Here is a 24292-nt window from a genome sequence, read left to right on the forward strand (position 1 = left end):
TCGAAATTATTTATGACCTGATCAAGGGCGCTTTGCCCAAGCGTGGAAAAGACTGGTAACGCGACGACTTCAATTAAACAAGATCGGTGGTGATTATGACGACAGTGACACGACATGTGGTCGAGCGGGATGACGGAGCTGCAGTAGAGTTATTCCAAGCTCACACCTCCAGCGCCTCGCCTACTGGAGTGATGCTATTTGTTCATGGCAATCAGGGTGGTCTTCTTCTCGGCGCGAAAGAGTTTGTCGACACTGGAACACTGCTTCGGGTTTCAGCTGGCCTAAACATCACGGCAGCCGCTGTCTCACAGCCCGGTTTCGGCGCTTCTGACGGTCCTGCCGATTTCTGTGGTCCAAGCACCCAGCAAGCGATCATAGCCGCTTTGTCCTTTTTGAAGAAGCAGCCGTCTGTCGATCCTGGTCGGATCGTTCTCTACGGCAATAGCCGCGGGCCGGTTGCTTCGGCGATGGTTGCCTCTCAGGTTGCTTATCTGCGAGCCCTCATTTTATCCAGCGGCGTTTATGATCTCAGGGCGGCCTTCAAGAACAGTTCTCCAAGGTATCCGACAAGCGATCGAAAGCGAGGCAGGCCTATCTAGTGAAGCCTTTATGGCTCGTTCTGCTCTGCATCATGCCCATGAAATCCGATCGGAAGTTTTGCTCTTACACGGCAGGCACGATAACCGCGCTCCAGTTGCCCAAGCTGAATTATTCTCCAAAGTTCTCTCGAACGCGGGAGTTTCGGTCGGTCTCAGCGTGTTTGAATGTGGGCATCAAATTCCTCGCGAACACTCGCAGGGTGTTCTACGGCCCTTCCTGAAGAGGGTGTTCATTCCCGTTGATATCCATCACTAGATTCGCGAATCGGTGCTCTGTACAAACAAGTATGTGATGAGAAAACGATGGATTGAGCGGCGAACTTGCTCTCACTTATCTGCCCTGAATTATCGAAAAAACAGGCTGCTCTGTAAGCCGTCAGATTCATCGTCTAGTGGGCTTCGTCCTTCACGTAGCATCTGATGAAACTCACCGCGCGCGTAAGCTTCGTGGTCGTCAGGGAAAAGTCCCGTGTCCACGTACCCGCGGAACAACTCGAACTCCGCCAAGATCACCAAGGACTTCCGCAGCACGGATTTGCGTGAAACTGGAAGGCTTGTTGCCAATCGGTCAAAGGCAGGCAATTCCGATCTCGCATCCGGTAGTCTGCGGTTACCAACTATCTTCTTGGCGGCACGCAAATCCGACCTGGCTTGTGTCAAGATTTTGCCGGAGAAGCCTTTGGCAGTACACAACCACATTTCGTAATCCGGATGCTCCTCAAAATCAGAAGGTAGGATTATTTTCACACCGTTGGCATGGTCTTTGATAGACCTTCCTATCGCTTCTGCAAGCATGGGAGAGACGCTGTTGGCGAGCATCTGCTTCTTGGCTTCCTGACCGACAAAGGCTGCTTTCGCTGAACTCCCCGATTTCCCGCGTTGCACTTCAACATCCCATCGCCAGGTATCGGGGAAACCAAAGAGCTTTGCGAACTGGGTGAAGGTCAGTGTTTCCATAATCCGCATATCCAGCGGATCGGTAGGTTTCGGCTCGTACTGTCTGCTGAAGCCGTCAAGTGCGGAATTCGTAAGGGTGGGTATCGGTTCATCAACTGGATTTAGGACGCCCGACGATTTTCCGCCGGGATAACGCCAGTAAAACCGGGACCCATCGGGGTACGCTGCCAAGAGCTGCTTATCTTGCGCGCGGTTTCCAAAACCTGAAGTGTCGAGGCCCTTGCCATGTCGGAAGGCGGAGTCCGCAGTGATATAATCTCCTCCCCGTGTCCAAAGAGGTAATCCCGACGGATCAGGTGTGCTGAAGAGGGGCGTCCCAAAATTGGGACCAAGTACATCCGAGACGCAGAGTGGTGATTGTTTGCGGGCTTCCATGTGAGGCAGAAGCCAGCCGTCCGTTTCGCCGAGACAGCCCGCAACTATCAACCTTTCACGCGATTGCGCGGTCCCGTAGTCGTTCGCATTGTATATCGCCTTGGTCAGCCCGTATTCCGCGGCACGGAATATGGCTATCGCACCTTCAAATGCAGCTGTCCTGTCAATTTCGGGTACGTTCTCCATGACGAAATACCGGGGACGGCTGCTTGCGACCAGGATTGCAAACGCATCGGTCAAATTGGATTTCGGATCATCATCTCCATGCTGCTTGCCCGACTTTGAGAAAGGCTGACAAGGCGGCCCTCCAAAGACGATATCGGGGCGCAATCGCGCTAAATCGGGAGCCAGTTCAACAACTGCAGAAAGGTCTGCACTGTGCACACGGCTGTTGCTTCGAAACATGTTCCCGCGCTTCGATCGCGCCTCACCCGATATGCTTGGTTGACCCGAGGCGCGTGGCGGCGGCGGACGTTTGATCAATCCATGGAATTCGACATGTCTGATATTTGCTTTGTGAACCGCAAGCGCATGTGCATTGAAATCAATGGATCGGATGATATCGAATCCCGAGCGTTGCATTCCCAGCGCAAAGCCGCCTGCCCCGCAGAAAAGATCTATTGCACGCATATGCCGGAGAGCCCCCCCGTTTCAGTCGGACAGACATTACAGATTTCGATTGAATATCGGTAAATAGTTCAGAAGAAGAGGTGAATGGTAGTGAAGGGAACCAGCCTAATCAAAGGCATCTTTGACATCAGCATCAGAAAGCAGCCCGCCCGCAGCAAGCTTCTTTTTGGATGACGCAGCTCTCGATGTCGCGCCGGAATCCTTCGCCTGAATGACATATGTACGGCCATTGTGCGAAATTTCTTGCGCACCAACCCGGTCGACCAACTTCAACAGGTCGTCAAACCTTTTGCTAACATCTTCAAAGGACCAGATCTCATTGATTCTCATGCCTATATCATACGCCCAAACCGGTTAATTCAGAACTCAATATTGTGGTCCACTTCTTGAATTTCCAGGGCAGTAACCTTTCGCCGGTGATTTTGACCTAGAAGGCGTGACTAACGATTCGCTTCAAACAGAATGATTCGATGCAGCAGCGCCGCAGATTTCTTCTGGACACGAATGTTGTGTCGGAAACGAGCAGGATCCGCCCTCACCGCGGGTTGCTGGCCTGGCTGATTGCGCAGCCCGACCATATGTTCGCAATATCCTTTAGCACCAGCTTCGAGGTAAAGCGCGGAGCGGAGCGTCTGGCGCGGACACATCCGGACAAGGCCTACGCACTCGAACAGTGGTTCGATGAGATTCTGGCCACCGACATACTCTACATCGAAGAAGGAGATACAATCGCCCGTCTTCTGGCCAAGATGACAATGGTGCCTGCCCTGCGTGGCCTTTGGGTCCCCCATCTAAAAAAAGATGAACCGACTTGTGGCCAAGACCTTGCCATAGCAGCCACAGCCATCGTGCATGGGTTCACGGTTGCTACGCGCGACGTGGCAGACTTTCTGATGATTGACCATTATTTCCCACTGCCCGGTTTGGTAAATCCATTCACGCCGGCTTGGATAATTCATCCCGATGAACGCCAATCGCCTGCTCCACCACTTTACGTCGAACCCACTTGACAGTGTCAATTTTGTTCACTATTTGTTCACTTATCATGGAAACCAAGCGCAACCAGCTCATACGTTGATCACTCCGCTCCACCGCTCGTATCGGTGGCCGATCAACGTTGTTGCGCCGAGAGTGCCATGTATTCTCAAAAGAACATTCTTATTGGTCATGCGACCAACTCAGTAGACAGCACCGATGGGTATTTTCCACCCCGGGGGACCGTACGATGCAGTGGGATTGCAAGATTCCGCAATCAGCTCGCTCGCGATTATGGTTGCCTCCTCGACCTCGACGCCGATGTGTCCTCATGGTCGTGTTTGGATATCGAACTTGTACAATCGGAACGAACCCACCTTCCCGATTTCTCCGTCGTTCGGAACGGCATCCAATCTCTTGTCGACATCATTCCTGACGAAACAGGCCTGCCCGCGTGGGTGTCGCACGCTGTTGTAGCTGCTGGATACAACCATCAGGTGGTGAAATTCCGAGACGTACCGCAGAATTTGCGGCTTCAGAATGCACGTGACCTTCTGCGCTACGCCAGATGGGTGTGCCCGCTCGGTGACCGCATTCGGATCGTTGCGGCACTGGACGAGCACGGCTCCCTCTCCCTGTCCGATTGCCTTTCGGCTTTCCGGGAAATCCCGCCGATAGCCGGACTCTCCTCCCTCATTCTGCACCGACACATTCAGATCGAAATCGATGACGCGCTGATCGGACCGGACACTATGGTTCGCCACTTCGAGCGCTGACAGCAATTCACGGAGTTAGAAATGTATGATCCCAAAGCCAAGCGTGGGTTTGCCAAATCACCATTGGCGCTGTTCCTTGCGCGATGTTCATTGGTTGCCACTCTGAGAGACATTCCCCAACTGTGGAGTGGCATGCCCGTATTCATCGGACTTATTGTTCCAAACCCCAACCAGGTCGAGACATATATCGAGGCAACTCCCGGTTTTGTTGAGAAGCATCTCTCCGGTAGCACCATGACCGATATTTATCGTGGTACCGAACTCGTGATTCTTGAGACGGAAAAGTCGGTGTCCAAGTGTTCGGGCAGCGCGTTCAGCACCGTTCTCAAACTGTACGATCGTGTCGCAATGGTTGTGTCTGAAGAAGCCGAGTTCCCCGATCAGTTTCGTCTTGCGTCCGACGTGATCAGAACCGTCACTCCCATTACTGCTGAGTATATCAGGGCTGGGGTGCGCGTATGCTTTGGGGCTGAAATGACTCTTGAGCAAGCCACCGCATTCTTGGAAGTGCCGTTGGAAACCATTGATCTCGTCCTGAAACAAGGACGCAGCATCCAAGACTCGATGGAGCGCATCGGTAGAGCGATGAAGGCAAGTGAGCCACAACCTGCCCCGTCCTCGGATAATCCGCTGCTGGACTTGAGTAGTCTTCGTGGTCTTGGTGAAGCGACGGTTTGGGGCCATGAGCTCGCCCAGGATATTGCCGATTGGAAGAACAGGCATATTAGTTGGAAAGATGTGGATCGCGGAGTGCTCATCAGCGGACCGCCGGGCACAGGCAAGACAACATTTGCGGCTGCCCTCGCACGGACCTGTGGCGTACCGCTGATCGCTGCATCATTGGCGATTTGGCAATCAAAAGGTCATCTCGGCGATACACTTGCGGCAATGCGGAAGTCATTTACCGAAGCGTCGATGAAAAAGCCAAGCATTCTCTTCATTGATGAGATCGATGCAGTAGGTGATCGCAACAGTTTCTCCGGGCATAACGCTCACTACTGCAGGGAAGTTGTCGCAGCCCTCCTGGAATGCATGGACGGAACCGGGAAACGCGACGGGGTTGTCATTGTTGGGGCAACCAACACACCAGAACTCATTGATCCGGCGCTAACCCGTTCAGGCAGATTGGATCGGCACATTGCCATTCCGCTTCCGGATCAGGATGCCCGGGTAGGTATCCTGCGTTGGCATCTACAGGGATCATTGGCGGGCGAAGACCTGCAACCCGTCGTCATGAGAACAGAGGGCGGGAGTGGCGCTGACCTTGAGCAGATTGTCAGGCATGCCAGACGCTTGGCCCGCCGATCAAGGCGTGAAATCACCGTGGAAGACCTAACGGCGATGTTGCCGGAACGTGTGCCACTTTCACCGGAAGCACGCTGGCGTTATGCGGTGCATGAAAGCGGTCACGTGATGGTCGCACTTGCTATTGGCTTCGTCGGGATCGAGAGCGTGTCGATCACAGACAGCGCCGATGCATCGGCGGTTTCAACGTCGGCTGGGGAGACGCACTACACCAGCACATTGGAATGGGCCTTCACCCGCGATCATTACCTCGCTCAAATTTGTACATGTTTTGGTGGGATGGCGGCAGAAGAAGTCATTCTCGGCATCAGGTCGACGTCCGCTGGCGGTGTTCCCCAATCCGATCTTTACCAAGCCACCATCACAGCGGTTCAAATCGAAGCCAGTTACGGTTTGGGCGGCTCACTTGGCTACCTAGCGTCCCACAAAGCAGACGAGGCCCTGACTGCTTACCGATCCGACTTCAGTATCCGCAAACGGACCGATGAGCTGCTTACCCAGCAGTACGCGATCACTAAGGGCGTCGTCGAACGCCATCGCGACGAAATCCTAGCTTTGGCCTCTGCCCTGATCGAACGCGGACGTCTGGACGGCGCGCAGATCGAGGAAATTCTCAAAAGCGCACGAAGACCATCGCATCTAGCCGAACAGCCTTCGTCACCGGCATCAACAGACAACACTTATCAACCTCAAGAATTCGAAGCGGTTTCCGGCTTCGTTGGAGATAAATCATGATTATCGTACGTGAATCCGGCACGACGTCGGACGGCCTTTCAATGGAGATTCAAGTTCTAAAAGAACTCCTGCAAGATCTTGAAAATATTAGAAGAGGTCGACTTCCAGATGCACGTGCACTCGCCAATGCGCCTCTGATCGACAACTGGTCGTTGCGCTATCGGAACGTGCCGTGTTTGGCGGGGGCAATTTCGTCTCATCCCAGGCTTGGTCATGCCGAAAATGGGATCACCAGCGATCTCTGGATCCTTGCTCCGCACCACGGTTTTGCGCGAACAATGTCCAGGTTTTACAACTTGGGCAGTCCTGCAAAGCCCAAAAATGGCAGCCATTGAAATTCCAAATGGCGGTCATGCGGCGAACGAGATTCTAAGCGGGATGTTTGAGATGTTTCGCTTAGAAGGATTCCCGAAAAATAATGCTTCGGCAATGATAGTTCAGTATATTGGTGTTCTGCGGTGGGGGATCAACTTGGGTAACATAATCGAGCAAGCATATCGACCCGAACCTACGCCTTCGGGCAGTAGGTATGGTAAGGTACTGGCAGCATCAGCATTGGTAGCGCTCGCCGCTATTGTGGCAGCTTGGTTATTTGTACCAGGGCCGTTGGAGCGGGGCGGAAAGGCGCTGATTGCCAAAGATTATCCAACCGCTCTTAAACTGCTGACGCCACTTGCGCAAAGAAACTATGCTCCTGCCCAATTCGGTCTCGGATATCTCTATGAAAATGGATTTGGTGTCGAAAAGAATCTGCCTCTCGCATTTGATTTATATCAGAAGGCGGCCGAACAGAACCATTCGGCCGCGCAAATGTTGTTGGGGAACATGTACTTTTCGGGAATCGGTGCTCCCCAAAATGATTCTCTGGCTGTCGACTGGTACCGAAAAGCGGGTATTTCCGGTAGAGCCGATGCGCAGCATAATCTCGGATACATGTACTACCTTGGTCGTGGCGTGGAGAAGAACGCTGCGCTGGCTGCATTCTGGTATGAAAAAGCTGCAAAGCAAGGGAAACCGGAATCTCAATGCAATCTGGGAAAACTATACCAGGATGGCGAAGGCGTACCCCAAGACGATGTAATTGCGCTCAAATGGTTTCAGATGGCCGCCGATCAAGGCACTGCGTACGCACAGAACATGTTGGGATATATCCATCTTTTAGGACGCGGAATTCCCAAAGACCCGCTTTTGGCGAAAAAATGGTTTGAACTGGCGGCTGCACAAGACTACGCAGAATCTCAACGCCTTCTCGGAACGTTCTATTTCAATGGCATTGGAGTTGAAAAGAATTATAGCCGTGCTGCTGAATGGTATCAGAAGGCGGCAAAAAATGGGGATGGGGAAGCACAGCGTCTTTTGGATGTAATGCAAGCAGCGGGTCTGCTATCAAAAACTTAGACACCGTCATGCTGCACATTGCGATGCAATCAAAAGATAATCGCACTTAAGCAAAAGCTGCGGCTTGCGCTCCATTTTCAATGAACGTTGACGTACTTCATGATTGTCGCAAGGGCTTTGTCGTAGTTACCGGAAAGGGCCTCATTGATGACCTTGTCGATAGCGCGCTTCTCCACACCACCCTGCCGAAGCGATTTTGAAACCCTCGCCATCAGGGACATCGCATCGCTATCTGTCTCTGTCAGCTTCACGTTCACATGGTCGTAGATTGCCATTAGTTTCTCCGTTGAAATCCTGCGCCTACAAGAATGGTGACCAGGATATTCAATGCAATCGAGCGCCGTTTGGATTTCATTCTTCCGGAAAAAATATTTTCGCATAGCCCGAAATCTATTCCTTGATGCAGCACCAGTGAACGAAACGCGAAACCCACCGGCATGTTGTGCCTGCAGGATTAACCATAGGACTAAATCCGGAAGTGCTCCGGAAAATATTCCTTATTTGGGATCTTGCCGGAGCAAATCTTCCGTGACATATATCGCGACATCGGCGGTAAATGCCGAAAACAAAGGACCGAATGACCATGACGAAATTCATACGGATATCTGCGCAGGACAAACGCGCAACCGCCTAAAGGCATCGGTATGATTTCACCGGTGCCAGCAGGTACCGGTTTCGGTTTGTCCCTCTCCGCAGTCAGCAATAACGCTGTTTTCAATGGAAGGGATCTACAATGAACACCCAACGTATCTATGCCCGAACTCGCAGGCTCCGCCGCCTAGACGACACGAATTCGGTTTCCGGCGAAAGCGCAACTGGTCTCAACAACCGCCGTTCGCGACGTCGCACCAATGGGGTCCGTCGCAAGCTCGGTGCCGACCACTTGAACACGCCCCGTGTCACGACTTTCCGTCTGCCGTCGCAGTGTGATGCCTTCACGCTACTGTCGGGTATTCTCAACAGTATCGCCGACCAAGTGCATTCGGACGGTAATACGTGAGTGCACTTTCTTGTCCTGCTGCCAACTGGCAGCGGGACACCAGCCCAACTTTCTATTTGTATTCCATCTTTGGACAACCCTGCCCTAGCCAACACCGAAAGGAGGCACAAAATGACTAATGCTCGATACAGCCCTGCCTCCCGCCGCACTCTTCTCCAACACCTCATAGCCCTCTGATCTGCAGGCTACTGCCTGCATGATTTACGGCACGGGAAACCACCCGGATTCCGGTTTTCAACCCCGCGCCAAGCGTTGGGGTACAGAGGAGTTGTGTCATGTCGAAAGAAGAAGATTTCAATCAATCCGAAGAAGCAGTCGAAACTCGGGATAGCGAAAGCGAGCTCAAACCCAAAAGCTTCCCTCGCCGTAAATCGGGCAGAGCCCGTGCACGGGAAGCGATTGCACCGGGTGCACCGCGCGAGGGGCAGCTTTGGTTACCTCCATCCGCTTCGCTTTCAACCCGCGCAATCAAATTCAGGGGCTTGAGTTCCTTCCGGGGCGCAATGGTCAATCCAAAAGACCACAGGGAGATGCATTACGAGAGCACGTTGGAGCGTGACACCGCATACATCCTTCTCGCCAATCCCGACATTACCGACATTCGCGACCAACCGCCAAAGGTTCATTTTTTTGACCGCAGCAGCAAGCCACACTCGCACACGTTCGATTTCGACTTCCGGCTGAAAACCGGAGAACGGATGGCAATTGCGGTGAAGCTAGAAAGTCAAGTCGAGCGTAGCGGGATCCTGGAGACGCTTGCCCTCATCCGGGAGCAGCGACCAAAAGGCTGCGCTGACTATGTCGAGCTCCGCACGGAGCGCCTTATCACCCGTATCCGTGCCCGCAACGCCCGGATGATCGTTAGGGCCATCAACAATCGCGTCGAGCGGAATGTCGATGCAGTGCGTGATGCATTTTCTCGCTGCGCAGGTGCCATCCGGATTTCGGATTTGATCGAAGTCTCGGTGCCTGCCGGCCCCGGCTTCATGGCAATCCTCTGCCTGATTGCAGACGGGATCATTGAACAGGTCGGCAACGACAACCTCTCATACGACAGCTTCGTTTGCCAACGCGCGAACAACAAAAAAGGAGAATGAACATGACCAACGAAATCGAACAAACCAACGTTGAGCCCAACCAACTTTCACCTGTCGTGCGCTGGCGCTTCAGTGCCCGCGACCGCATCGTGATTGATGAGGTAAATTGGTTGTGGAATTCCACAAGCGAAGACGCTCAGGTGCTGCAGATGGAAAACGATGAGGACCGCTTCCAATCGTTCTCGCACGCTGAACTCTATGCGTTGTGGACTGTAGGTCGCATGACCCACATCGGAGAATACCACTCGCGTAAAAGAGCCCGTGCACGCCACGGCAAACAGGAACTGAAGGTCACCGACCTGCCCAAAAAGCAACAGGAAATCATTCTGTGGCGCATGGAATACTGCGATCAATTCAAGCGAATGGAAAAGCTTGGCAAGTGCACCCGTTCGGATGCCTCCATGAAGGCTGCCATCGCCGAAATCAGCATGCATGTGAACGCGATGTACCAGAACAACAAGGCACGAGGCGGGGATGTGATCAAGGTCCGCAAGTCGCCTAGTCCGACTCAACTGCGCGCTCACCTTCGCAAATACGAAAGCTGGAACGAAAATCCGATGCTCCTGCAGAAGCGAACCAACCGAAGCGGCAATCGCAAACCAAGGCTTGATGAAGAGGTCTATCGCCTTCTGCAAACGGCTGCCGAATCCTACGCAGATGAACGCCGCCCGACCAAGGCCAGCGCCTATCTCGGCATGCAGGTGGAGTTCAGAAAGGTCAATGCTGTTCGTGTGGCCACGGGACTCCCTGAATTGAAGGTGCCCAGCATCCAAACCCTCAACAGGGAGATCGGCAAGATGCATGCTCAACGTCTCTGTGCTGTCCGTGAAGGTGAAGGAGAAGCGAAGAAGGCTTTCTACAAGGTCAACGGCGGAATGGGGGCGTGTATGCCATTGGAGCACGTCGAGATGGATGAGTGGAACGCGTCGTTGCGCACGATCCTGATCAAGGCAGGCGCATGGCGGGCGATGACACCTAAGCAGCGCAAAGAGCACAAGAATACTCGAATTTGGTTTTCGGTCGCCATCGACAAGGCAACCCGCTGTGTCCCGGCAATTCATGCGGTTGTGGGCGCACCCTCCACGAGATCAGGCATTGAAACACTTCGGATGGCTGTGACAGATAAAAACAAGCTCGCGATCGCTGCAGGATGTAAAACGCCGTGGGAAATGGGCGGGCAAATGGACACGGTTTGCGCTGACCTGGGATCCGCATGGATCAATCACGAAGTGCGGGCTGCGGGTATCGATCTCAACGTCGAATTCATGTACCCGCCCGGCGGCCGGCCCCAAATGCGGGGAACCATCGAACGTCTGTTTCGCTCGTTTCACACGCAGTTTGTTTCGTGCTTCCACGGCAGGACGTTCGAGAATGTTGTTGCCAAGGGAGATTACGATCCCGACGAGAATGTCACGATCGACGCTACGGAACTGAACCGCATGCTGATCAGGGCAGTGGTGGACGATTATCACAACCGACCTCACAAAGGACTCATGGGCGAAACCCCACGCAATGCTTGGTTGAGGCTGACCAAAAAATTCGACGCGCCAGTATACGTCGATGAGGATACCTGTCGCACGGTGTTCGGAACGACTTTGGAGCGTGAACTACGCAAGGAAGGCGTCCAGGTTTTCGGTGTATTTTATCAGCACGACGATCTGGCACGTTTCTTCCGGAAATCGGGGAAGCGGAAGGTTTTCGTCCGGGTCGATCAAGGTAATATTGGCCGGGTATCAGTGCAGACTGACCAAGGCTGGCTCACGGTCGGAAGCGTAAATCCGGGCATGGACGGTGTCGTGCTGCGTGAATGGGTTCTCGCCAACCAAAAGATCCGCAGGGAGTTCGCCCGGCAAGCAGCCGTATCACACGATGTTCGGCTTCAGGCTGTCGCCGACATCCGAGCCGAGGCGGACAGGGCCGGCGAGATGGCGGGCTTGAAGCTGGCGAACTACAACTCCGACCGGATCATTCGGCTTGCTGAATGGGGTATCCGCGGTCAACGCAACGAAGCCATTGCCGACGAAACTGCCGACTTTGCTGCTCCTACCAGCGAACCCAAACTCATCAATAGCGACGATAATAATCTCACGGAAAGCGTTGCGGATGTTGTCGATGATTATCGAAACCCGGCCGGGCAGTCTGTTCAGGATGATGCCCCGGAAGACGACGACACATTTTTGGAAGGATGAAGAAAATGAATATTCAGAACGTAGAATCGTCTCCGGAACCCGCTGAAGAAGCCAAGCCCTTGAGCCGCGCCGCCCGCGCCGAGATCATGGGACGTGTCCTCGGCATGTATTTCGGAGGCAAGCTCGACAAGGAACTTAGCTCTGAGATTGAACGCTTGATTGATGCGTGTGAGATGAGCAACACTGCAAAAGTCGGCGTGGGCCGATTGGCTGAAGGGCGAATCCTTGCCGTCATCGGCAGACCAGGTGCTGGCAAGTCGCGGTCGCTAGAGCGACAGTTCTACACCCGGGAGGAATTCGCTGGATTCCGTAGTGAAGATTCCAATTGCCGACTCATCTCAGTCAAGGCCCCTTCCCCTTGTACTCTCAAGCAACTGGGTAACTCAATTCTTGTTGCCACCGGGTACGAAATCGAACGGGACCTCAAAGAGAACATGGTGTGGATGCTCGTCCATAAGCGCTTGCAGAAATGTGGCATCCAATACCTTCACATTGACGAAGCGCAACACGCAACGGAAACGGCCAACAAGCTTGAGTTGAAAAAAGTGCGGGATACCGTAAAGGCGCTACTTCAGAACCCCGATTGGCCCGTTTGGTTGATCATCTCCGGGAAACCATCGCTGGCATCATTCATTGAACACGACATCCAGTTGAAGAGACGTGCCCGCACCGTAAGGATCGAAGACATTACGTTTGCGAAACATGCGCAGCGAGTACGGGGAATGATGAAAGCACTTGTAACGAACGCAACTGAGCTCACGATCGACCCTGCTGACGAGGACAGGATTTTGCCAAGGTTGATTCACGCTGCCCAAGGCCAGTTTGGGATCGCCGTGGAATATGTGCAGGACTCCATCAATGAAGCCCTGATCGCCGGCGACATCATGATGGGCACAAAACATTTCGCTTCAAGCTATTCCAGCCGCTCAGGTTGTTCCTCGGATGCGAATGTCTTCACCGCTGCCAACTGGCACGAAATCAACGTGGCGCGTGCCCTTGAAGACGCGCAAAATGAAATTGAAGTAGAGGAGAATTATGAAGGTGCAGAATCCGCGGCTGCAAAAAAGATCAGGATTCAAAGGAGTCAATCATGATCACGCCACTTGGAAAACTGCGGATTCCGCCTGAAGCGGACGAGACTTCTGCGAGCTTCTGCTCCAGAACTGCATTCCTCAATGGCCGACATGCGCGCGATTTCTGCCTCGATTTCGGAATGCACTTTCAAAAAGTGGTGGACGGCGACCCATCCACTCTCGAGAAGCTGGCCAATCTTACTGGAGCGAACCCGGAATATCTCCTCAAATCGACTTTTCGTAGAACCGCCGATCGGGAATATTGGTTCCGTGGTGAAAAAATCCGACGTGAAGGATTAGTCAGGGCATACCTACGCATCTGTCCCGCGTGCGTCGCAGATGACCTGCAGCGTCTAACTTGCGAAGAACCCGCGCGCCCGTATCAGCGGTCTACCTGGCTTCTGTCGAATATCCGCACTTGTAGCGTCCACAACCGGGCAATTACGCATTTCCCCGACACCATCAGCGTTCATAATCTGCACGACTTCACTACGTTGATCCACCCGAGATTATCGAGCATCGAAACCGAATTGGCACGAGGGGTCGCACGCACGCCATCCTCATTGGAAACCTACTTGTGTTCCCGCCTTGACGGAACCGCATCAGAGTCCCATTGGCTTTCCGGTTTCCGTTTCGACGCGGCAGCAAAGCTCTGCGAAACGGTGGGCGCAGTTGGTATTCATGGCATCAAAACGCGGTACTCCAGTCTAACGGAAGACCAATTATATGAAGCCGGGGGCCATGGATTTGAAATCGTCTCGAAAGGTGCGCGTGGCATCCGCGACTTCCTCTCGGCACTCCAGGATGAAAGGTCCGATGACAAGTTTGCTTCTGGCCCCAAGAAAACATTCTCGAAATTGTATGAATGGCTCTCGCACGAGAGTGACGATTCCGCGTACGATCCAATGCGCACCATCATGGCGGAGCATTGTGTAGAGACCATGCCGCTTGGCCCCGGAGACCAACTTTTCGGCAAACCTATTCCGGTCAGAAAATTGCATTCAATCCATACCGCATCTCTGGAAACAGGCCTGCACCCCAAACGCTTTCGCAAACTCCTCCAGCTTGCCGGGCATATCGGCGAAGATTCAGTGGGTGTGGTGAATGATCGCGTATTGTTCGATGCGGCAGCAACGCAAGGTTTCATCGAACGTGTAGTTGACTCGCTTACGTTCAAGGACGCTGCAGAATACATCAACGTCCCGCGGCCACACGATCGGGGGCTATTCGAAAGCGGCCTCATCCGCCCCCTCTCTGAAATCGACAGTAGTTTGCTCTCACAGTACGTATTTGTAAAAAGCGATCTCGACGAATTTTTATCGCAGTTACTATCAACAGCGTCCGATCTAAAGGACGGCGAACAAGGATTCATGGGAATCCTCCAAGCACAAAGACGCGCATGTTGTGCGGTGTCAGAGATCGTAAAACTTATTATGGAAAAGAAACTTTCAAGGATTCGAAAACTCTCCGGCGAACGAGGATTCATGTCCGTACTTGTCGATGTTGATGAGGTTAAACCACTTGTCCGTCTGAAGGATCATGGTGGACTATCACTGCGCAAGACCGAAAAAGTATTGGGTGTAACAACAGGCGTTTTAAACTCATTGATCGGGAATGGAGTGTTAGCAGCTCGGTCAGCTATCAATCCAACCAACCGTTGCCCCCAGACTGTCGTCGACGTCACAGACATCGAGGCTTTTCGGAAGAGCTACGTATCGCTCATCAAGCTGGCACAAGAAACGGGCATCCACTTCAATCCCCTCAAGAAGATTTTAGAATCGTCGAAAGTTCCCCTCGCCTTTGACAGGAATGTTATTGGATCGACGTTCTATCGTCGCGACCAAATCCCTGACCTTCATTAAACATTAAAATTCTCAAATAGTTAGCCCGGATTTTCCGGGCTTTTTTGTTGTGCACGCTGGATTTGAGGCGGTTTAATGAGTCTGCTTTGAGCAGGTTAAATGAGTTTGTCGTTAAAATTCTGAGCCAGACATTGAAATATATATCAATGAATACAATATGTTATAGAGAAGTTGAGGCGATTTTTTGTGTTCCCGACACTAGTGTCCAAAGGATCTAAAAAATACGAAAAGCCCGAACTTATCAGTTCGGGCTTTTTCTTTTCGAATGATGTTCCCAGGTCCTCCAACTAAGGCTGACGCCAGTTTGGCGAAAGAGGCAGACACCATGAACGATCAGGATCCTCGTTACCGCGTAACTGATCCTCGTTCCCGCAACGAACTCTCCCGATTTAATCCTTCCAAGCCTCATGGCATCGGATGGACGAACCTCCAACGTTGAGCCAATAGTGTCTCATGAACGACGTGTCCGGTAATTCCTCGTTAAAGGAAAACGATACTTCTCGAGCCCTGACCGATCAAAGGCTCGAAATCTTCGTCGACGGGTGTTTTGAACCTGCCTCACGACGAGGTGGCTGGGCGTTCGTCGCCTACCGCGATGGTGTGGAAGTTGGTTTCGACTTTGGCGGCGAACCAGATTCCTCCAACAATGCGATGGAGGCGATCGCGGTGTTGAAAGCGATAGTTTGGATCCAGGCCAACGCTTTAAAAGAACAAGCAATCATTTGGTCCGACTCCATTTATGCCGTCACTGGATGCAATAACTGGCTTCCGGTCTGGAAGGAAAATGGGTGGAAAAAAATTCAAGCGAACCCGAATGCCCGACGTCGAACCATATCCAATGCCGACGTCTGGAAAGCGATTGACCTTCACCTGCACAGGGACAACCTGATTAACATTGTATGGTGTAAGGGCCACTCCGGCATTCCAGGCAACGAACGCGCCGATGAACTGGCGGATCGGGGACGCTTATGACGGTCAAACACCCGATCAACCGTTTACTCTCTCAACCACGCCACTCGTCACAGGGTCACGTGCGTCCCGCGAAAGGTCCCATCGCGGCGCACTATCCACCTGCCGGTCTCTTTATGCTCGGGCAAGCTCTTTTGCCACGGCTGTGACAAGTCGGGGATCATCGGGTGCCACATCGGGGGCAAAGCGGGCAGCTATCTTGCCGTCGCGGCCAAGAAGAAACTTCTCAAAGTTCCAGAGAACTTCACCATTTTCACTGACTGGAATGCCACGAGACTGGAGCAGTTCGCGCATCGGACCATCGCCGGTGGTTGCGGGAGATGAGGCAATCAACTGCTTGTAGAGCGGGTGTTTTTCTTCGCCCTTGACGGTTATCTTCGAGAAAATCGGAAACTGCACGTCATAGGTACTGGTACAGAATGCGACAATATCCGCATCGGACCCGGGTTCCTGCTCCTTGAAATCATTGGCGGGAAATGCGGCTATGACCAGACCTGCATCCCGCTTGCCCTCATATAGTTTTTCCAATGCTTCATACTGCTTGGTCAGCCCGCATTTCGAGGCAACGTTGACAATGAGGATAACTTTTCCGCTGTAGTCATTCAGCGTTGTCTCAACGCCATCGGCACGTTTCACCGGGATATCCAACAGGTTACCACTCACGAGAGTACTCCATTTGTTAATGTATTGTTACGAATCATCATCAGACAGCCTTGCACCTGCATCGTAGCCAGGAAATGCGTTTCCGGGCCAGAACGAAAGCTCCGGCCCGTGCTTCACTCAGTTAACGCTGTGGATCGACATCAGCTCTCAATGCGCCCTCAAGGAAGGTAGCGGCACCCTTCAGGGCCTCCATTCCCTCCGTTAGAATGGCTGCAAACATATGCCAGACGTGAAACATACCGGGCCAAACTTCCAAAGAAACGCGGACGCGGTTTTCGGCGAGATGCATTGCGAGCCGCATGGCATCGCTGAGCATGACTTCGCTCTCACCGATTTGAACCAGTATTGGCGGAAGCCCGCGCACGTCCGCAAACACGGGTGAGGCTTCCGGGTTGTTTTTCAACGCACCATTCAAAAAAGCGTTTGCCATCAGGTTGAGGCCCGTGAGACTGACGGTCGGATCGATCCCGTCACGCGTCATCATTGAAGAACCCGAATGTTCCAGATTGGCCCAGGGAGAGATGGCAACGCCCGCTGCCGGAAGCGCTAGTCCGGCATTGCGGGCCGCGACCATCACGGACACAACCATCGCACCCCCAGCGGAATCACCTGAGAAAGCAATCGACTTGGGACTATGGCCCTGGTCGAGCAGCCATTTGTAGGACGCCAGGGTATCAACAATGGCAGCCGGAAAAGGATGTTCCGGCGCGAGACGATAATCAGGCATGTACACCACAGCTTTCAGAAGCCTTGCGTAGTGCCCTGCCAGGCCATGGTAGGCTGCAGGACTTCCCGCGATGTAGCCACCACCGTGGATGTAAAGCAGTATTCTGCCGTCTTCGACACAACCGGGAGTTACCACGGTGGCTGCAATGCCGCCCATATCCGCTTGTGTGATCGTCACGCCATCCGGCGTCGGGTGCTGGGCGAGAACGTTCACATACTTTTCTCTTTCGACGGCCCAGTCTCCAGGCTTGCCCTGCAACAAGGGGCCGAAGGACGCTGAAGCTTCGTTCCACGCATCGATATGCTGCTGGACAACGGGAGTGATAGGCATTTTGAAAACCTCATTCATTGAGTACGTCCGCTATCGACTTGACGCGGGATTACAGTTCACCATAACCAAACAATTCGGGAATGAGTTTCCCGTCTTTGGTGACGAACAGCAGCGGAAATTTGGATCGTGCGCGGAAATCTGGACGAGATATTTGCATTCATCGCTGTCGTTGATGCTGGAAGTTTCAGCGGTGGCGGGCAGGCGATTGGCTTGACGAGGTCGGCAGTCGGCAAGGCTATCGCGCGGCTGGAAAAGCGTCTTGGAGTTCGCCTTCTCAATCGAACAACGCGCAAGCTGAGTGTGACAGACGATGGCCGTGTGTATTATGAACATTGCACACGGGTCGTCAGCGTTTTGGAAGAAACGGAGGCCAGTGTCGGGCAGAAGAGTGCGATGCCCATGGGTTTGTTGCGCCTGACCGTGCCCGAAGCCTTCGGGCGCATCCACATCCTTCCCTTGCTGCAGCGATATATGAAGGAATGGCCCGATCTGCAGATTGAGGTGAACTTCAGCGACCGTATTGCCGACATGGTTGAAGACGGTTTTGATCTGGCCGTCAGGATTGGCACCGGCGGAACAGACACGCGGCTGATTTCTCGGGTTGTAGCGGAGCACAAAGGCGTAATATGTGCTGCGCCGTCCTATCTTGATACGCATGGCAGGCCGGAAACTCCTGATGACCTTGCATCGCACGACTGCTTGGTTTTCAAAAGCGGGACGAGGAAACAGGCATGGCGTCTTCGGGAGGTTGACGGTACTTGGTCGACAGTAGGCGGACATGGCCGACTCCGTCTCGATAGCGGCGAGGCAATTAGGGATGCAGCGATTGTTGGAATGGGTGTTGCCTATCTTCCAAGCTTTTTGGTTGATGATGCCATTGCCGACGGACGCCTTGAACAGGTGCTGACGGCATCCGAAACGCAGACGATCCCAATTGTTGCCGTGTATCCAAGCAAGCGCTATCTATCTGCGAAGGTCCGACGTTTTATCGACCTGATGGCGGATGAATGGGCGTACACCCGGATGCCCGGCAGGTAGCGCCTGACAGCAGGTCTATCTCGTCTTTGCGGCTATTCACGTGGGACTCGGTTTACCGCTCGATCTCTGGCCGGTCTCATTGTCGAAGATGGCTTTGCATGGGATAAATGATCCCCGCGCTTGCGCCGCGCCCAACTCACGTCACGATCTGCGGATCGGGAAACTGGAACTGCAGTGACATCGAAGACGACATTAAACGCGAAGAACCTCGAAGCACTTGGCACTGAACGACTTGCCGCATTGCTGATTGAAATCAGCACGGGCAGCGCCGCAAGCAAGCGGCGTCTGCGCATTGAACTTGCGGGAACGCAAAGCAGCGAAGAGGTAATTCGGGAAATCACCAAGAGACTGGCTGCCATCGACAGGTCACGTTCAAAAATAGGATGGCGGCAGGTCAAAACCCTGAAGAAGGACCTCGAAACGCAGTGGAAGGTCATAACGGATACAATTGCCCCCAGCAATCCAGCCGAAGCATTGGAGGTCATGTGGCGTTTTATGGACCTTGCCAGTTCCGTGCTCGCGCGTACCGCAGACACAAACGGAACGCTTTTGACTGTGTTTCGCTTGGCATGCACGGATCTCGGGACAATCGCGATCAAAACAAACCCTGATCAAGCAGCACTTGCTGATCGCGCGTTTAGTGCCCTCCACAACAACGAGTATGGACAATATGAAGGCCTTATTCCCGCGCTCAGTCAGGCACTGCAAAGACAAGGCATGGATCACCTCAAATCGTTATTTATCGCGGAATTGAATGCGTTGAAGAGAGCGGCGGCCAATAACAGTCGGCGGGTGTCATATGCCGATAGTCTCGAACAACGCAGGCATGAAGCAGCGGTTCGAACATCCCTGCGGCAGATTGCAGATGCTCAGGGCGACGTGGACGCCTTCATAGAAACATACGGCGACGATGGGACCAGTCCTCTCGTCACCGTGGAGATCGCAAGCCGGCTCCTTGCGGCGGGGCGATCGCGTGAAGCCTTGGATTCATTGGAACGCGCCGACCGGGTAGCGGGCGAACCACTGCCGGTTGAATGGGAGTCCATTTATGCCGATACGTTGGAAAAACTCGAACGCAAAGACGATGCCCAAACATTGCGATGGCGGTGGTTTGAACGGAACCTTACCGGAGAACATCTTCGCGCCTTTCTCAAGCGTCTGCCGGATTTCGACGACATGGAAGCGGAGGAAAAAGCCCTGTCCTATGTTATCGCCTATCCCGACGCGCATCAGGCCCTGCGCTTCCTTTTGACATGGCCCGATCTGGAAAAAGCGGCACGGTTCATCATCTCCAGAGAGGCAGAGCTGAATGGCGGCGACCATGAACTTCTGAGCCTTGCCGCCGATACGCTTCGGGACAGTTTTCCCATGGCATCAACCATCGCGCTCCGAACGATGATCGATTTCACGCTGGGTTGGAACCGGGCCGCGCGATACAGGCACGCGGCGCGCCAATTGACAGAACTCGAGACAATATCAGCGGAGATCGCTGATTTTGGTTCAGCCTTGTCTCATGACGCCTACACCGCAAAGTTGAGAATTCAGCACAGAACAAAGATCAGGTTTTGGAAACTCCGGAGATTTTGAGAAAGCGCAACGTACCTTTGATAACGTCCTTTTGGCATCGGCGTTTGACTGTGCTCCCCGAGATGAAACAGGAGCGCGCCGCTCTCGAAAATCGAGAGGTCGACGTAACTCAATCTACACTGACCCCAAACCTTATTTCCAACCACTATCACACAGGTTTATTGAATGTCAGCCAAGTGATTGGCTAAAAAGCTCGGCGGTTATCATACGGTCAAGTCGGATGCCTCTTCTGGCCGACGTTTGAACATGTGTGGCAAGCCAGATATTTAAACGGCATTAAAAATGATGGAGCGGTTGATGCCTTGGGCTGTTAAATTTCACGGAAAGAATTTCATGCTCGATGACGCGTTTGATCCCGATTACGAAAGCGAATTCAAGCACGCATTGAGTGACCGTGACGAGGTGCCGGGTTCGGTATCGATTGTATTCCACGGCAATGGCGCAATCGAGGATATTACGTTCAAGGAGTCGGATGATCCCGATGCCCTGCCCTTTACAGGTGTCCACGGCAAGCATCCGGAACTTGGAGAGACATACATTTTTCATGGTACTCCGGACGATGGAGATGGCCAGGTGATAGTGCTCTACGAAAATGTCAAGGTTGCGGAACCCGCGTTTAACGAGAAGAGATTTCCCCTCAAGCGAACAACGCGAAAACTGACCCGAAAAACGTGAAACGGTACCACAGGGCTGACGATGCCGCCCTTACCTGCGCTGGTTAGGTCGCGACACAATTTGGGATGTTCTCTTGTCCGCTTCGCGCATGGCGCTCTTGTGACCCATCATTTCATCGCCCTTATGTTTTATTGAACGAAGGGTACAAGACGGCCACCTCGCCGGGAATGGCATTCGAATTAATCTGCTTAGCGCATTGAATCATCACTGTTGGGGTATCGGTCGCTGCTCACACGATTACGCATTTGCCAGCCAGGCGGTCTTTCACTGCGCAGCTGCATTGCAACAGCGATTACAGCGCCCAACAGAATTGGACCGCCTACAAGAGCAAATACCCATAGAATGTCTTCCATCACTGCGTTCCTTCCCCGGTTGACTGGTCAAGTGCATGCGGAGCTGGTTTTCCTCGTGACGGCTCGTTAATGGGCACGAGCCAAAAGAATGCGGCTAAGCCTATGATGAGGACGGCAACTCCAATGAGTATTGGCTGTGTACGCATTTGTGCCTCCGGTTTTACCGATAACCGTGAGAAGCCAAGATGGTTCCAGAAACATTGCCGCGACAGCGCAACAGATAGTTCTGTTTGTACGTGCAATCAGGAACCATCCCCTCCATCCGTCGTTAGAATTGTATTCGATCAAGCGCGGAGGATTTTCCCATGACCAGCACATTCGAAACGGATAAAGGTAATGGCGGTGAGACACATCAGCATGTTCCCGAGAAAGGTCCTCACGAGACCGCGGATCATCTGACCACAAATCAGGGCATTCGCGTCACTGACAATCAGAACAGTCTCAGATCCGGCGAACGTGGGCCAACACTCCTGGAGGATTTCGTTCTTCGCGAAAAGATCTTTCACTTTGACCACGAGCGCATTCCAGAACGCATTGTTCACGCACGGGGCTCGGCTGCGCACGGATACTTCGAACTCTATGAGTCATTGGCTGACATTACAAAAGCCGACCTGTTTCAGCGAGCAGGTGAAAAAACACCGCTGTTTACGCGATTTTCCACCGTTGCAGGTGGCGCGGGTTCCGTTGACACCCCTCGCGACGTGAGGGGATTTGCCGTCAAATTCTATACCAAGGAGGGAAACTGGGATCTCGTTGGCAATAACATTCCCGTATTCTTCATTCAGGATGCCATCAAGTTTCCGGATTTGGTCCATGCGGTAAAGATGGAAGCTGATCGCGCATTTCCGCAAGCTGGCAGTGCGCATGATACGTTCTGGGATTGGGCGTCTCTCATGCCGGAAACGACCCACATGTTGATGTGGGCCATGTCTGATCGCACTATCCCCCGGTCGCTGCGGATGATGGAAGGATTTGGCATCCACACCTTCCGTCTCGTCAACGCAAAAGGCAAATCCACGTTTGTCAAATTCCACTGGAAGCCAAAGCTTGGTCTTCAGTCGACCGTTTGGGATGAAGCATTGAAGCTTCAGGCAGCAGACAACGATTATCATCGCCGCGATCTGTGGGAATCCATACATTCCGGCAACTACCCCGAATGGGAACTCGGTCTCCAGCTGTTCGATCAGGAATTCGCCGACGCTCAGCCTTATGACGTGCTGGATGCCACGAAACTCATTCCCGAAGAAGTCATTCCAATCAGGCTGGTCGGGCGTATGGTTCTCGACCGCAACCCGGACAATTTCTTTGCGGAAACCGAGCAGGCCGCGTATTGCCCTGCCAATATTGTTCCTGGAGTAGATTTCTCCAATGATCCCCTGCTGCAAGGCAGGCTCTTCAGTTATCTGGATACGCAAAAATCCCGCCTCGGAACGGCAAACTTCCATCAGTTGCCGATCAATGCACCGAAATGTCCCGTCATGAACTTTCAACGTGATGGCCAGATGCAGATGAACGTTCCGAAGGGACGTGCCAATTACGAGCCCAACAGTCTCTCCGACCACAACGAGGAAGGTGGTCCGCGTGAATGTCCGGTAACGGGATTCAGTACATTCGAAGGACGGTCTGAGCACGGCGAACAGGGTGACAAGCTGCGCATTCGCGCCGAACTGTTTGCCGATCATTACAGTCAGGCACGGCTGTTCTGGCATTCGCAACAGCCCGCAGAACAAGCTCATATAGCGTCGTCGTTTGTTTTCGAGTTGTCGAAGGTGGTTCTTGCGCAGGTCCCCCCGCGGATGGTCGCTAACCTGCGCAACGTCGACGAGAATCTGGCAAAACGCGTCGCAGACGGGCTTGGCATAGAGCTTCCGAAAAAAAATGCAGCGGCGCGGACACCTGTCGATATGGCTCCCTCGCCTGCCCTGAGTATCCATGCGAATATGAAGGGGACACTGGTTGGCCGCACGATTGCGGTGCTTATAGCAGATGGGACAGACGCTGCTGCTCTGACAACACTCGGAAAATCAATCGAGAAAGCCGGAGCCAAGTGCGCACTCATCGCTCTAAAGATCGGTGGCGCAACATTGTCCGATGGCAAGAAAATCAAAGCGGATGGTCAATTGCAGGGATCGCCGTCGCAGCTGTTTGATGCGGTAGCGGTTCTAACTACAAAAACCGCGACGGAAAAGCTCGCAAAGGAAGGGGCAGCTGTTCAATGGGTTATGGACGCCTTCGGACATCTCAAAGCGATCGGCTTCACTGCCGACTCCAAGGCGCTGCTTGATAAGGCTGGCGTTACTCCTGATGAAGGCGTGATGGACATTGCCACGGGGTTCGTGGAAGCGGCTTCCAAACGATACTGGGCTCGCGAACCAAGCATACGCAACTTGGCATGAACCGGCTCGGCAACGTTATGGACTGCGTTGCCGGAAATGCTGGCAAGTTTTTGAATAAAGCGGACACTTTGAGACGTGGCCAGTTGGCGACCAACTCAACTTCACTCCAGTGGAGAGCTAGCGGCTGTTTGGATTTTCGATTTTCGGATCACGTTTGCGGGTGTAACCATCGATGCGTGGAAGCTCATCGGCAAACTCGATCCACGGCAGTCGCATTTTCCAGTAGCCGTGAGCATGCGGCTGGAACCGTTCCGGATGATCGAAGAAGCCAATTGTAACATAATACTCATCCGGTATTCCCTCATCGCAGTAACCGATCGAGGAACCACACCGGCCGCAGAAACTCCGGGTTACTCCAGACGTCTTCGAGAAAGTTTTTGGCTCCCCTCTTGTTATTTTGAATTGGTTGGGACGGTAGCCTACCCAGATCGTCAGAGGTCCACCAATTGCCTGCCGGCAATCATCATCGTGATCGTAGTTGATCCAGAACGGCTCGCCACGCATCTCGGCCCGTATGTCACCACAAAAACAAGCAGCCGTCTCAATACGCGGTTCACCATTTTCAACCCTGGCCCCGACCGGA

Annotated in this window: 20 protein-coding genes and 1 pseudogene; 15 read left to right on the forward strand and 6 right to left on the reverse strand. The window is 53.2% G+C overall.

The genetic code is table 11. The features are described 5' to 3' along the window. The first annotated feature begins 95 nt into the window (after positions 1-95). Positions 96-855: pseudogene (locus FHW16_RS09665) on the forward strand (alpha/beta hydrolase family protein). An 89-nt stretch (positions 856-944) separates the two neighbouring features. Here the strand turns inward: FHW16_RS09665 and FHW16_RS09670 are convergent. After that, on the reverse strand, positions 945-2561 hold the full coding sequence (locus tag FHW16_RS09670; RefSeq protein ID WP_182549005.1) for a DNA cytosine methyltransferase: 1617 nt from the start codon (positions 2559-2561) through the stop codon (positions 945-947). 105 nt (positions 2562-2666) lie between these two features. Continuing rightward, positions 2667-2891: a hypothetical protein gene (locus tag FHW16_RS09675; RefSeq protein WP_182549006.1), complete on the reverse strand. Its 225-nt coding sequence runs from the start codon at positions 2889-2891 to the stop codon at positions 2667-2669. Between the two features lie 140 nt (positions 2892-3031). Between FHW16_RS09675 and FHW16_RS09680 the strand changes: the two genes are divergently transcribed. The 5 genes from FHW16_RS09680 to FHW16_RS09700 all read left to right on the forward strand — a co-directional run bounded on the left by FHW16_RS09680 (position 3032) and on the right by FHW16_RS09700 (position 7750). Further along, positions 3032-3571: a type II toxin-antitoxin system VapC family toxin gene (locus FHW16_RS09680; protein WP_182549007.1), complete on the forward strand. Its 540-nt coding sequence runs from the start codon at positions 3032-3034 to the stop codon at positions 3569-3571. 126 nt (positions 3572-3697) lie between these two features. Beyond that, positions 3698-4312, forward strand: coding sequence for a hypothetical protein (locus FHW16_RS09685; protein ID WP_182549008.1), 615 nt, complete (start codon positions 3698-3700; stop codon positions 4310-4312). A gap of 21 nt (positions 4313-4333) precedes the next feature. Next, the gene (locus tag FHW16_RS09690; protein WP_182549009.1) at positions 4334-6352 is read left to right on the forward strand and encodes an AAA family ATPase; all 2019 of its coding nucleotides are present in this window, start codon (positions 4334-4336) and stop codon (positions 6350-6352) included. Beyond that, a complete protein-coding gene (locus FHW16_RS09695; protein WP_182549010.1) occupies positions 6349-6687 on the forward strand; it encodes a DUF6634 family protein in 339 nt (112 codons plus the stop codon). The genes FHW16_RS09690 and FHW16_RS09695 overlap by 4 nt, the downstream gene beginning before the upstream one ends. Then, a complete protein-coding gene (locus tag FHW16_RS09700; RefSeq protein ID WP_182549011.1) occupies positions 6674-7750 on the forward strand; it encodes a tetratricopeptide repeat protein in 1077 nt (358 codons plus the stop codon). Before FHW16_RS09695 ends, FHW16_RS09700 begins: the two co-directional genes overlap by 14 nt. 77 nt (positions 7751-7827) lie before the next feature. On the opposite strand, the gene FHW16_RS09705 is transcribed toward FHW16_RS09700, so the two are convergent. After that, positions 7828-8025, reverse strand: a complete 198-nt coding sequence (locus tag FHW16_RS09705) for a hypothetical protein (protein ID WP_182549012.1) — start codon at positions 8023-8025, stop codon at positions 7828-7830. 1000 nt (positions 8026-9025) lie between these two features. On the opposite strand from FHW16_RS09705, the gene FHW16_RS09710 reads away from it, so the two are divergent. The 5 genes from FHW16_RS09710 (at position 9026) to FHW16_RS09730 (ending at position 15943) form a co-directional block, all read left to right on the forward strand. Continuing rightward, positions 9026-9847 carry a TnsA endonuclease N-terminal domain-containing protein gene (locus tag FHW16_RS09710; RefSeq protein ID WP_182549013.1) on the forward strand — a complete coding sequence of 274 codons (822 nt, stop codon included), beginning with the start codon at positions 9026-9028 and terminating at the stop codon, positions 9845-9847. Positions 9848-9849: 2 nt separating this feature from the next. Then, positions 9850-12036: a Mu transposase C-terminal domain-containing protein gene (locus tag FHW16_RS09715; protein WP_182549014.1), complete on the forward strand. Its 2187-nt coding sequence runs from the start codon at positions 9850-9852 to the stop codon at positions 12034-12036. Positions 12037-12041: 5 nt separating this feature from the next. Then, positions 12042-13130, forward strand: a complete 1089-nt coding sequence (locus tag FHW16_RS09720; RefSeq protein WP_182549015.1) for an ATP-binding protein — start codon at positions 12042-12044, stop codon at positions 13128-13130. Continuing rightward, on the forward strand, positions 13127-14971 hold the full coding sequence (locus FHW16_RS09725; protein WP_182549016.1) for a TniQ family protein: 1845 nt from the start codon (positions 13127-13129) through the stop codon (positions 14969-14971). The genes FHW16_RS09720 and FHW16_RS09725 overlap by 4 nt, the downstream gene beginning before the upstream one ends. 453 nt (positions 14972-15424) lie before the next feature. Continuing rightward, entirely contained in the window at positions 15425-15943 is a 519-nt protein-coding gene (locus FHW16_RS09730) for a ribonuclease H family protein (protein ID WP_182549017.1), read from the forward strand. 111 nt (positions 15944-16054) lie between these two features. On the opposite strand, the gene FHW16_RS09735 is transcribed toward FHW16_RS09730, so the two are convergent. Further along, on the reverse strand, positions 16055-16603 hold the full coding sequence (locus FHW16_RS09735) for a glutathione peroxidase (protein WP_182549018.1): 549 nt from the start codon (positions 16601-16603) through the stop codon (positions 16055-16057). A 121-nt stretch (positions 16604-16724) separates the two neighbouring features. Beyond that, positions 16725-17660, reverse strand: coding sequence for an alpha/beta hydrolase (locus FHW16_RS09740; protein ID WP_182549019.1), 936 nt, complete (start codon positions 17658-17660; stop codon positions 16725-16727). 123 nt (positions 17661-17783) lie between these two features. On the opposite strand from FHW16_RS09740, the gene FHW16_RS09745 reads away from it, so the two are divergent. The 4 genes from FHW16_RS09745 (at position 17784) to FHW16_RS09760 (ending at position 23709) form a co-directional block, all read left to right on the forward strand. Continuing rightward, the gene (locus FHW16_RS09745) at positions 17784-18698 is read left to right on the forward strand and encodes a LysR substrate-binding domain-containing protein (protein ID WP_182549475.1); all 915 of its coding nucleotides are present in this window, start codon (positions 17784-17786) and stop codon (positions 18696-18698) included. A 174-nt stretch (positions 18699-18872) separates the two neighbouring features. Next, the gene (locus FHW16_RS09750; RefSeq protein WP_182549020.1) at positions 18873-20285 is read left to right on the forward strand and encodes a DUF6880 family protein; all 1413 of its coding nucleotides are present in this window, start codon (positions 18873-18875) and stop codon (positions 20283-20285) included. Positions 20286-20567: 282 nt separating this feature from the next. After that, positions 20568-20960: a hypothetical protein gene (locus tag FHW16_RS09755; RefSeq protein ID WP_182549021.1), complete on the forward strand. Its 393-nt coding sequence runs from the start codon at positions 20568-20570 to the stop codon at positions 20958-20960. A 658-nt stretch (positions 20961-21618) separates the two neighbouring features. Further along, a complete protein-coding gene (locus FHW16_RS09760) occupies positions 21619-23709 on the forward strand; it encodes a catalase (RefSeq protein WP_182549022.1) in 2091 nt (696 codons plus the stop codon). Between the two features lie 117 nt (positions 23710-23826). Here the strand turns inward: FHW16_RS09760 and FHW16_RS09765 are convergent, their stop codons facing one another. Then, positions 23827-24213, reverse strand: coding sequence for a GFA family protein (locus FHW16_RS09765; protein ID WP_182549476.1), 387 nt, complete (start codon positions 24211-24213; stop codon positions 23827-23829). Positions 24214-24292 lie beyond the last annotated feature (79 nt).

It is taken from the genome of Phyllobacterium myrsinacearum, assembly GCF_014138285.1.
In the GTDB taxonomy this organism is placed as follows: domain Bacteria; phylum Pseudomonadota; class Alphaproteobacteria; order Rhizobiales; family Rhizobiaceae; genus Phyllobacterium; species Phyllobacterium myrsinacearum_A.

Excerpts from the sequence above, each read along its gene's own strand:
- FHW16_RS09670 (WP_182549005.1), bottom strand. The coding sequence starts at position 2,561 with ATGCGTGCAATAGATCTTTTCTGCGGGGCAGGCGGCTTTGCGCTGGGA.
- FHW16_RS09675 (WP_182549006.1), bottom strand. The coding sequence starts at position 2,891 with ATGAGAATCAATGAGATCTGGTCCTTTGAAGATGTTAGCAAAAGGTTT.
- FHW16_RS09680 (WP_182549007.1), top strand. The coding sequence starts at position 3,032 with ATGCAGCAGCGCCGCAGATTTCTTCTGGACACGAATGTTGTGTCGGAA.
- FHW16_RS09685 (WP_182549008.1), top strand. The coding sequence starts at position 3,698 with ATGTATTCTCAAAAGAACATTCTTATTGGTCATGCGACCAACTCAGTA.
- FHW16_RS09690 (WP_182549009.1), top strand. The coding sequence starts at position 4,334 with ATGTATGATCCCAAAGCCAAGCGTGGGTTTGCCAAATCACCATTGGCG.
- FHW16_RS09695 (WP_182549010.1), top strand. The coding sequence starts at position 6,349 with ATGATTATCGTACGTGAATCCGGCACGACGTCGGACGGCCTTTCAATG.
- FHW16_RS09700 (WP_182549011.1), top strand. The coding sequence starts at position 6,674 with ATGGCAGCCATTGAAATTCCAAATGGCGGTCATGCGGCGAACGAGATT.
- FHW16_RS09705 (WP_182549012.1), bottom strand. The coding sequence starts at position 8,025 with ATGGCAATCTACGACCATGTGAACGTGAAGCTGACAGAGACAGATAGC.
- FHW16_RS09710 (WP_182549013.1), top strand. The coding sequence starts at position 9,026 with ATGTCGAAAGAAGAAGATTTCAATCAATCCGAAGAAGCAGTCGAAACT.
- FHW16_RS09715 (WP_182549014.1), top strand. The coding sequence starts at position 9,850 with ATGACCAACGAAATCGAACAAACCAACGTTGAGCCCAACCAACTTTCA.
- FHW16_RS09720 (WP_182549015.1), top strand. The coding sequence starts at position 12,042 with ATGAATATTCAGAACGTAGAATCGTCTCCGGAACCCGCTGAAGAAGCC.
- FHW16_RS09725 (WP_182549016.1), top strand. The coding sequence starts at position 13,127 with ATGATCACGCCACTTGGAAAACTGCGGATTCCGCCTGAAGCGGACGAG.
- FHW16_RS09730 (WP_182549017.1), top strand. The coding sequence starts at position 15,425 with ATGAACGACGTGTCCGGTAATTCCTCGTTAAAGGAAAACGATACTTCT.
- FHW16_RS09740 (WP_182549019.1), bottom strand. The coding sequence starts at position 17,660 with ATGCCTATCACTCCCGTTGTCCAGCAGCATATCGATGCGTGGAACGAA.
- FHW16_RS09755 (WP_182549021.1), top strand. The coding sequence starts at position 20,568 with ATGATGGAGCGGTTGATGCCTTGGGCTGTTAAATTTCACGGAAAGAAT.
- FHW16_RS09760 (WP_182549022.1), top strand. The coding sequence starts at position 21,619 with ATGACCAGCACATTCGAAACGGATAAAGGTAATGGCGGTGAGACACAT.
- FHW16_RS09765 (WP_182549476.1), bottom strand. The coding sequence starts at position 24,213 with ATGCGTGGCGAGCCGTTCTGGATCAACTACGATCACGATGATGATTGC.